The sequence below is a fragment of the Streptomyces gelaticus genome, assembly GCF_014649535.1.
Classification (GTDB): Bacteria; Actinomycetota; Actinomycetes; order Streptomycetales; family Streptomycetaceae; genus Streptomyces; species Streptomyces gelaticus.
Genome location: NZ_BMTF01000027.1, coordinates 84,759 through 92,982, shown reverse-complemented (window position 1 = coordinate 92,982; position 8,224 = coordinate 84,759). Strand labels below are relative to the sequence as shown.

Below are 8,224 nucleotides of genomic sequence, written 5' to 3'. Positions count from 1 at the left end.
ACGAGTACAAGAAGGCCGACAGCGACCACCTCCTGGAGACCACCGGCCGCGAGCTGCGCAAGCTCATGAGCTGGGTCGACGACGAGGACGCGTAGCCGCGAAACGGCCGACGGACGTCCGGCCCCGGTGCGCGAAGGCGCCTGCGGGGACCGGACGCCGCGCCGTCCGGGACTCCCCGGATCCTCCCCAGAGGTTGATCGGTGGGAGCTGAGCTCGTGACACGATGAAGCCCCGCCGGAGGAGTCGGGTCACGCGGTGCACTGTGCGGCGGCGCGGCCGGCCTGGCGGCCGCTGAAGAGGCAGCCGCCGAGGAAGGTGCCCTCCAGGGCGTTGTAGCCATGGACTCCGCCGCCGCCGAAGCCGGCGACCTCGCCCGCCGCGTACAAGCCGTCCACAGGGCGGCCGTCCTCCCCGAGGGCACGGGAGTCGAGGTCGGTCTGGATGCCTCCGAGGGTCTTACGGGAGAGGACGTGGAGGCGGACGGCTGTCAGGGGGCCGTGCGCCGGGTCGAGGACGCGGTGGGGCGCGGCGGTGCGCGCGAGGCGGTCGCCCAGATAGCGGCGCGCGTTGCGGATGCCCTGGACCTGGGAGTCCTTGCTGTAGGGGTTGGCGATCTGCAGGTCGCGGGCCTCGATCTGGCGGCGGAGGGCGGCGGCGTCGAGCAGGGGCTCGCCTGTGAGCCTGTTCATGCCGGCGACGAGTTCGTCGAGGGTGGTGGCGGTGACGAAGTCCTCGCCATGCCGCTGGAAGGCGTCGACGGCGGGTGGCGCGCCCTTGCCGAAGAGGCGGGCGCGGAGGACCCCGGTGCGGTCCTTGCCGGTGATGTCCGGGTTCTGCTCGGAGCCGGAGAGGGCGAACTCCTTCTTGATGATTTTCTGGGTGAGGATGAACCAGGAGTGGTCGTAGTCGGCGATGTCCGGTGTGGTGCGCAGGTGCCGGAGCGTGGCGAGGGTGTCGTAGCCAGGCAGGCAGGGGTCGGGCAGGCGACGGCCGAGGGCGTCGAACCACAGGGGGGAGGGGCCGGGCAGGACGCGGATGCCGTGTCCGGGCCAGATCGGATTCCAGTTGGTCAGGCCCTCGGTGTAGTGCCACATCCGGTCGCGGTTGACCAGGCGCGCCCCCGCTGCGGCGCTGATGTCGAGCATCCGGCCGACGACGTATGCGGGGACACCGGTGACCATGTGCGACGGCGGGGTGCCCAGACGCGTCGGCCAGTGCCTCCGCACGAGCTCATGGTTGGCACCGATACCGCCCCGCCGACCCCGATCCCCGCCTCCCGCAGGTGGCCCTGCCGGCACCAGGCACGGCCCGGTCCCACTGATCCACCTCGGGGTGAGCCGGATGCGCGGCTCCGTCATCGTGCCGGGCGGCGGCCCGTTCGCGACCACGCCGCAGCGGCGGTCCATGGCAAGGGACGACCCCGCTGCCGTCAGGTGATGTGCCGCAGCAGCGCGGCGACCGCCGGTGGTGCCTCGCCAGGAGGTCGTACCACCATGATCTTCCAGGTCGGTGCGTGCCGGTCGAACCGGTACTGGGGCAGATCGGGGAAGCGGTCCGCAATGGACTTGGGCATGATGCAGACGCCCAGGTCGTTGCGGACCAGTTCGGCCGCCGCGCCGATGTCGTTCACCTCGAACGTCGTGCTGCGTTCGACGCCCGCGGCGCGGAAGGCCCGGTCGACCGCGTAGCGGATGGCCCAGCCGGGTGTGAAGTCCACCAGTGGCAACGGGGCGATGTCGGCGAGCCGGACCTTGCCGTTCGGTGTCGTTCCGGCGAGCACCTGCCGGGGCGCCGCCAGCAGCACCATGTCCTCGCGGGACAGCAGCCGGGTCGCGAGCCCGCGCTGCTGCTGGCGGTCGAGCGCCACCACGGCCAGGTCCACCGTGCCCTCACGCAGTGCCTGCCGGATGTCGGCGACCGCCGCCTGCCGCAGCTGCACGACCACGCCCGGATGCTCCGCACGCAGCGCGGCCAAGGCGTGGTGGAGTCCCGCCCACACCCCCTGCATCGTGCCGACCGTCACCCGCCCGCGCAACTGCCCCTGTACGGCATCGACGGCCTCCCGGGCCAGCTCGGCGGCCCGGAGCGTCGCGCGGGCGGCGGGGACGAACGCCTCACCGGCCGGGGTGAGGGCGACGCGGTGTGTGGTGCGGTCGAACAAGGGGGTGCCCAGTTCGCGTTCGAGGGCCCGGACCGTGCTGGACACGGCGGACTGGACCACGTGCAGTCGCCGTGCCGCTGCCGTGAAACCGCCCGTGTCCGCCACTGAGACGACGACCGCCATCTGCCGCAGATCCATCATCCGCTCCCGATCAAGCAGCGCTCCGTCCGTGTGAAGGCGACGGGCTTCGATCTCGGCTACATCGTATGCGGACGACGGGGCGTCGTCCTCAGGCGCGGACGAGTGGGGTGTCGACCAGATGCTCGGCCAGGAACCAGGTCTGCAGTTCCCCGGTCCTGATCACCTGTGAGACCAGCAGATCGTTGGTGCCGTCGTCACCCAGCTCACCGGTCCGGGCGGCGGCGTCGTGAGCCTCGACGAGGATGGTCTCGTGGGCTTCCAGCAGCCGTGACAGCATCGCCGGCACTTCCTCCACCCCGTCCGGCGGCCGCGGGATCGATGTGATCTCCGCGACGTGCCGGGGGTCGCCCACCGCGACACCACCCAGGGACTGGACGCGTTCGGCGATGGTGTCGACGAGTTCGAGCTGTTCCCCCGCGTGCTTGTCGAGGACCAGGTGCAGTTGGTAGAAGGTCGCGCCGCGCATCAGCCAGTGATGCTTCTTGTAGAGGCCGAAAAGGATCTGAGTGTCCGCCAGGACCTTGTTCAGGCGCTGGCAGGAGTACATCCGCGCCTCATAGGACAGGCCGATCGGGAACTGTTTGACGATGCCGAACTCCTGGATCACCTCGCCCTTCTGGTGCAGCCACGGCTGGCTGCTGCTCACGGGCTTGGAATGGGTGGTCATGCTCCGCCTCCTGTGGCGCCTTGCTGTGCGTACCCGAGTGACGCTAGGTGCCCCGAAGCAGGGCGCATTGACCGGGAGCGCATGCGGTGGTGCCCGCCGGCGCACAGTGCGCGATACCCCGTGCCAGGTATTCGCACCACTGCGCTCAGGGGCCACAGACCGTGCGCCCTCGGTCAACCGCCTTCCGCCGTCCGTCCCTACAGTCGCCATCGGCTATGCCCACACGGCACCTGAGACATTGCCGGATGCAAGGTGTCCGCATCCTCATTCCGGTATGGACCAGCATGAGCACCGCAGCGTCACCGCAAGACCGCCCACGACCGAATTCGGCCTGGGCCCCGTTCGCAGCGCGTGTCTTCCGCGCACTGTGGATCGCGCAACTCGTGTCCAACATCGGCAGCTGGATGCAGACCGTGGGCGCACAGTGGCTGCTGGTCGGGCAGGACGCCGCACTGGTGACGCTCGTTCAGACCGCCTCCAGCCTCCCCGTCGTGCTGCTGGCCCTGCCTTCGGGGGTGCTGGCCGACCGTTACGACCGCCGCAAGGTGCTGCTCGCCGCGCAGTTCGCCATGCTCGCCATCTCCACTGTGCTGACCGTCCTGGCGTTCGCGGATGAGCTCACTCCGGGGCTGCTGCTCGGCCTCACCTTCCTGCTGGGATGCGGCACCGCACTGATGGGCCCGGCCTGGCAGGCGATCCAGCCGGAGCTCGTGGAACGCAGCCAGTTGGGACAGGCGGCCGCGCTCGGCGCCGTGAACATGAACCTGGCCCGCGCCCTCGGCCCGGCCGTCGGCGGAGCGGTGGTCGCGGCAGCGGGAGCGGGCTGGGTCTTCGCCTTCAACGCCGCTTCCTACCTCGGCATCGCCGCCGTTCTCACGCTTTGGAAGCGACCGCCGACCCAGGCGCCCACGGCTGAGGGCGAGAAGCTTCTGACGGCCATGCATGCCGGCCGCCGCTATGTGTGGTACGCGCCCGGAGTCCGCCGAGTCCTGCTGCGCACGGTGCTGTTCATACCCGGCGGAGCCGCGCTGTGGTCGCTGCTTCCCCTGGTCGCGAGCCGTTCCCTGGGCCTGGGTTCGGGAGGGTACGGACTGCTGCTCGGCGCGGTCGGTGTCGGTGCCGTCGGAGGGGCCTTCGTGCTGCCCGCCGTCCGTCGCGTTCTCGGCGTCAACGGCACTCTCGCCGCAGGCTCCCTCGTGTTCGCCGGAGTGCTGGCGGTACTGGCCACGGCCCGGATCCCGTGGCTCGCGGTGGTCGTGCTGCTGCCCGCCGGACTGGCCTGGATCGGCGTACTGTCCACCCTCAACGTGGCCCTCCAGGCGAGGCTGCCCGGCTGGGTGAGGGCCCGGGGACTCGCCGTGTACCTCCTGGTCTTCCAGGGCGGGCAGGCCCTGGCCGCACCTGTGTGGGGTGCGCTGGCCGATGGACTGGGACTGACTGTCTCCCTCCTGGCCGGGAGCGGGCTGCTCCTGGCCGGCGCGGTGAGCGTGCGCCGCTGGCCGCTGCACGGCACGGACGCCATCGACCCGACCCTGTCCGACCATTGGCCTGTTCCGCCCCTGGTGTTCGAGCCCGGACCGGCCGACGGACCGGTGCTGGTCTCCGTCGTCTACCGGGTCGACGCCGGGAACCGGGCCGCCTTCGCCGACTGCATGGACGACGTGGCCCGTTCACGTCGGCGCACGGGAGCCCTCACGTGGGGGCTCTACCAGGACGGCAACGACCCGGAGCGTTTCATCGAGAACTACCTGGTCGCCTCGTGGTCGGAGCACCTCGCCCAGCATCACGGCCGGCTCACGGCCACCGACCGGCGCTACGAGGAGCGGGCCCGCCACCTGTTGGTGAAGGGGACTGCACCAGAGGTGACCCACGCATTCGATGCCGCCGCGGGGCCTGCGGCGCCCGGGCCGGAGGAGACTGCCGACGCGATGAACAAGTCGGGATGACGCCCGCCTCCACCCCGGCAGCGGTGAGTCGACCGCCGGTCGCGTCCTCGCCGCTGCCGCACCCCGCCGGCGGGGTGCGGCCCAGGTGGGCGATGGTCGCGATCGGTTGTGCCTTCTGGGACACCGTGCCAGCGGGCCCTGGGGCGGCACATCGAGTGAACCCGCTGGATCGGGCCACAGGCCGGCTACGGACCGGACGGAGAGGGGCCGCCCCTCACTTGGTGGCTCCGTCGGTGGCGGCGGTGGCGACGTAGCGCTGTGCGACGACGAGCAGTACGGCGGCGGGGACGGACGCCATGACTGTGGTGGCCATGATGGCGTTCCAGTCGGTCGTGTGGGCACCGATGTACTGGTAGACGCCCAGGGTGATCGGCCGAACCGTCTCCGTGGTGGTCAGTGTGAGGGCGAAGAGGAAGTCGCTCCAGGTGAAGAGGAAGGTGAAGACGGCGGCAGTGATCAACGCGTTTGTGCTCACCGGGAGCACCACGGAGCGGAAGACGCGCAGCCTGCCTGCACCGTCCACGCGCGCGGCCTCGATGATCTCCCTGGGAATGCTCCGCATGAACGAACACATGATGATGATCGCGAAGGGGATCCCCGCGGTGGAGTCGGCGAGGATCAGCCCGAGGTAGGAATTCAGGAGTCCCAGCTCGTTGTAGGCGCTGTAGAGCGCGTTGGCCACGACGATGCCCGGCACCATCTGTGTGATCAGGATGCCGAGAAGCACGAGGTTGGTTCCGCGGAGGTTGAACCGGGCCAGAGCGTAGGCCGCCGGGGCGGCGAGCCCGAGGCTGAGCGCCACGCTGCCGAGGGCCACGACGAGGCTGGTGACGAGGTTGCGTCCCTGATCACGCAGCGCAGTGGCGTATCCGCTGGGGTCCGGATGGAAGGGGAACCAGCCTCCCTGCAGTGTGCTGCCCGTCGGTTGGAGGGAGGCGTTCACCATCCAGTAGACGGGAAACAGCATCAGCGCGAGCAGGGCGATCCCGACGATGGTGTACGGCCGGCCACGGTCCGGTGCGCGCTTCACGAGATCGCCTCTCAGACGGTCCGGGCGCGTCGGTCGGCGCGCAGGTAGACGATGGCGAACGCGAGCGAGATGACGATGAGTACGTTGCTCATTGCGGCACCGCGCCCGAAATCGAACTGCTGGAAGGACAGTTCGTAGGACTGGGTGGCGATGGTCTCCGTGGCGTCGGCCGGCCCTCCGCCCGTCACCACGAGGATGATGTCCAGCACCTTGACCGTGTAGACCACGCCGAGCACCAGCACGACGCTCACCGTGGGCCGCAGCAGTGGCCAGGTGACATGGCGGAACGACGCCAGCGGGCCGGCGCCGTCCAGCTTCGCGGCCTCGTACACGTGCGGGGGGATGTTCTGCAGGCCGCCGTACAGAATCGCGGTGTTGAAGGGGATTCCGACCCAGATGTTGATGAGGATCACGGACAACAGCGCCTGTGAGGTGCCGGTGAGCCAGGGGATGCCGGACGACGAGAGGTGGAGGCTGCGCAGCGCTGCGTTGACGACTCCCGTGTCGGGGTCGAGCATCCACTTCCACGTGGTTCCGGAGACGACCAGCGGCAGTAGCCACGGCAGCAACAGGAGAGATCGCAGAACGCCGCCGAGCGGGAAGCGGCGTCGGAAGAACAGGGCGAAGGCCAGGCCGAGTACGAACTGCCCGGTGATCGAGCCGGCGGTGAACAGGACCGTGGTCAGCAGGGTCTTGGGGAACAGGTCCGACGAAAGGATGTCCGAGTAGTTCTGCAGGCCCACGAACGGCGCGGCACCCGTGTAGAACGTCGTGGCCGTGTACTGCTGGAAGCTCATCACGACGTTCTTGACGATCGGGTAGCCGAAGAACAGCAGCAGGTATGCCGCGGCGGGCACGATGAACATCCACTGGGCCGACCGCTCCCCGAGGCGTGCCCGGGGCGCGGCCCGGCCCCCCGCGGCGACGGCGCTGTCGTCCTGCCCGGTGCCCCTCGGGAGGATCGGGGACAGGTCAGCTACTGGTCGCGATCTGCTGCGCATGCCTGAGGGCTTCCTCCGGTGTCTGCTCGCCCGTCAGCGCGGACTGGATCGCGGTGTATATCCCTGTCGCTGCCTTGGGCCACTCGGCGCCGAGCTCGCTGGTACGGGCGCGCGCCCCTTCCACGCTCTTGGCGAAGGCAGTCATCGACGGGACCTGCTCGGCGTACCGGCCGGCCGTCGCGGTGCGGGAGGGCACGGTGAAGTGCTGCTTGGCCAGGGTGAGCATGTTCGAGGAGTCGTTCAGGCAGGTGAGAACCTGGGCGGCCTTCTCCTGCCGGGCCTTGGAAGGGCTCTGCGGGACTGTCCACACCTCACCGCCGAGCGGCGTGACCGGGGTCTGTCCCGACCGGGGGACGGGGATGGGGGCCACTCCCCAGTGCAGGTTCCTGTCCTGGTTCAGGGCCGGGATCCGCCAGGGGCCGTTGATCATCATGGCTGTCCTTCCGGCGACGAACTGGTCGTGGACGTCGGCCTGCGTCCAGTTCAGCACCGACTTCGACATGGATCCGCTCTTCACCAGGTCGACCCACAGCTGAAGTGCCTGTGCGGCCTGCGGGGTGTCCAACTGCTTCTCGTCCCCGCCGTTGGACCACAGGAAGGGCAGGAACTGCCACGTGCCCTCAAAAGTGGCGTTCGCGTCGACCGCTATCCCGTAGCGCCCGGGGCGAGTCAGTTCGGCTGCTGCCGCCTTCAGTTCGTCCCAGGTCCTCGGGACGGCGACACCGGCCCTGGCGAGCATGTCCTTGTTGTAGAAGAGGGCGATCGTGCTGACGTTCGGGGCCAGTCCGTACAGCTCTCCCTTGTAGGTGCCCGCCGACAGGATGCCCTCGGCATAGCCGCTGGAGTCGATGCCGTACTCGTCCAGAGGGGTCAGCGCGCCGGTCTGTGCGATCTGCTGCAGGTCGGGGTTGTCGAGCATCAGCAGGTCGGGAAGGGTCCGCGACGACGCCTGCTGCAGGACCTTGGGGGTCAAAGACGCCCCCGGAACGCTTGTCTGCTCGACCTTTACACCGGCGGTCTTGCCGCACGCGGTGAGCATCTCGCCCCATTGGGTGTGCTCGGGTTCGTCGGTGTAGTAGTCGAGCGCGGTGATGGAGGCGACCTTGCCCGTGGCGGACCCGGCACCGGTTCTGCCACCACACCCCGTGGCGGCCAGTGCCAGGACGATGGTTCCGGTCAGGAGGGCGGCGATCCGCCGCGCCGGCGGTCTGGCCGGTGAGATCATGCTGATGCCTTTACCGAGTGACTGTCTGTGACCGGAGTCGGTGTCGCGAGGGT

6 protein-coding genes and 1 pseudogene are annotated in these 8,224 nt (G+C 69.5%); 1 reads left to right on the top strand and 6 read right to left on the bottom strand.

Annotation, left to right across the window (positions count from 1 at the left end; all coding sequences use genetic code 11):
• Positions 1 to 248: 248 nt before the first annotated feature.
• From IE107_RS29375 to IE107_RS29365, 3 genes and pseudogenes are all read right to left on the bottom strand, one after another.
• Positions 249 to 1,253: pseudogene (locus IE107_RS29375) on the bottom strand (FAD-binding dehydrogenase); the annotation flags it as partial.
• 176 nt (positions 1,254 to 1,429) lie between these two features.
• On the bottom strand, positions 1,430 to 2,299 hold the full coding sequence (locus IE107_RS29370) for a LysR family transcriptional regulator (protein ID WP_189547381.1): 870 nt from the start codon (positions 2,297 to 2,299) through the stop codon (positions 1,430 to 1,432).
• A gap of 91 nt (positions 2,300 to 2,390) precedes the next feature.
• Positions 2,391 to 2,969, bottom strand: coding sequence for a Dps family protein (locus IE107_RS29365; protein ID WP_189547380.1), 579 nt, complete (start codon positions 2,967 to 2,969; stop codon positions 2,391 to 2,393).
• A 383-nt stretch (positions 2,970 to 3,352) separates the two neighbouring features.
• Between IE107_RS29365 and IE107_RS29360 the strand changes: the two genes are divergently transcribed.
• Positions 3,353 to 4,915: an MFS transporter gene (locus IE107_RS29360; RefSeq protein ID WP_229867328.1), complete on the top strand. Its 1,563-nt coding sequence runs from the start codon at positions 3,353 to 3,355 to the stop codon at positions 4,913 to 4,915.
• A gap of 214 nt (positions 4,916 to 5,129) precedes the next feature.
• Here the strand turns inward: IE107_RS29360 and IE107_RS29355 are convergent, their stop codons facing one another.
• Genes IE107_RS29355 through IE107_RS29345 form a run of 3 tightly spaced genes read right to left on the bottom strand, consistent with a single transcriptional unit; the run spans position 5,130 to position 8,171 of the window.
• Positions 5,130 to 5,945 carry a carbohydrate ABC transporter permease gene (locus tag IE107_RS29355; RefSeq protein WP_229867327.1) on the bottom strand — a complete coding sequence of 272 codons (816 nt, stop codon included), beginning with the start codon at positions 5,943 to 5,945 and terminating at the stop codon, positions 5,130 to 5,132.
• 11 nt (positions 5,946 to 5,956) lie between these two features.
• Complete coding sequence (locus IE107_RS29350; protein ID WP_189547378.1) at positions 5,957 to 6,946, bottom strand: carbohydrate ABC transporter permease; 990 nt, start codon at positions 6,944 to 6,946, stop codon at positions 5,957 to 5,959.
• Complete coding sequence (locus tag IE107_RS29345; RefSeq protein WP_189547377.1) at positions 6,918 to 8,171, bottom strand: sugar ABC transporter substrate-binding protein; 1,254 nt, start codon at positions 8,169 to 8,171, stop codon at positions 6,918 to 6,920. Before IE107_RS29345 ends, IE107_RS29350 begins: the two co-directional genes overlap by 29 nt.
• Between the last annotated feature and the right edge of the window lie 53 nt (positions 8,172 to 8,224).

Bases quoted from the DNA above. Each gene is read 5' to 3' on its own strand.
- IE107_RS29345 (WP_189547377.1), bottom strand. From the start codon at position 8,171: ATGATCTCACCGGCCAGACCGCCGGCGCGGCGGATCGCCGCCCTCCTG.
- IE107_RS29365 (WP_189547380.1), bottom strand. From the start codon at position 2,969: ATGACCACCCATTCCAAGCCCGTGAGCAGCAGCCAGCCGTGGCTGCAC.
- IE107_RS29350 (WP_189547378.1), bottom strand. From the start codon at position 6,946: ATGCGCAGCAGATCGCGACCAGTAGCTGACCTGTCCCCGATCCTCCCG.
- IE107_RS29370 (WP_189547381.1), bottom strand. From the start codon at position 2,299: ATGGATCTGCGGCAGATGGCGGTCGTCGTCTCAGTGGCGGACACGGGC.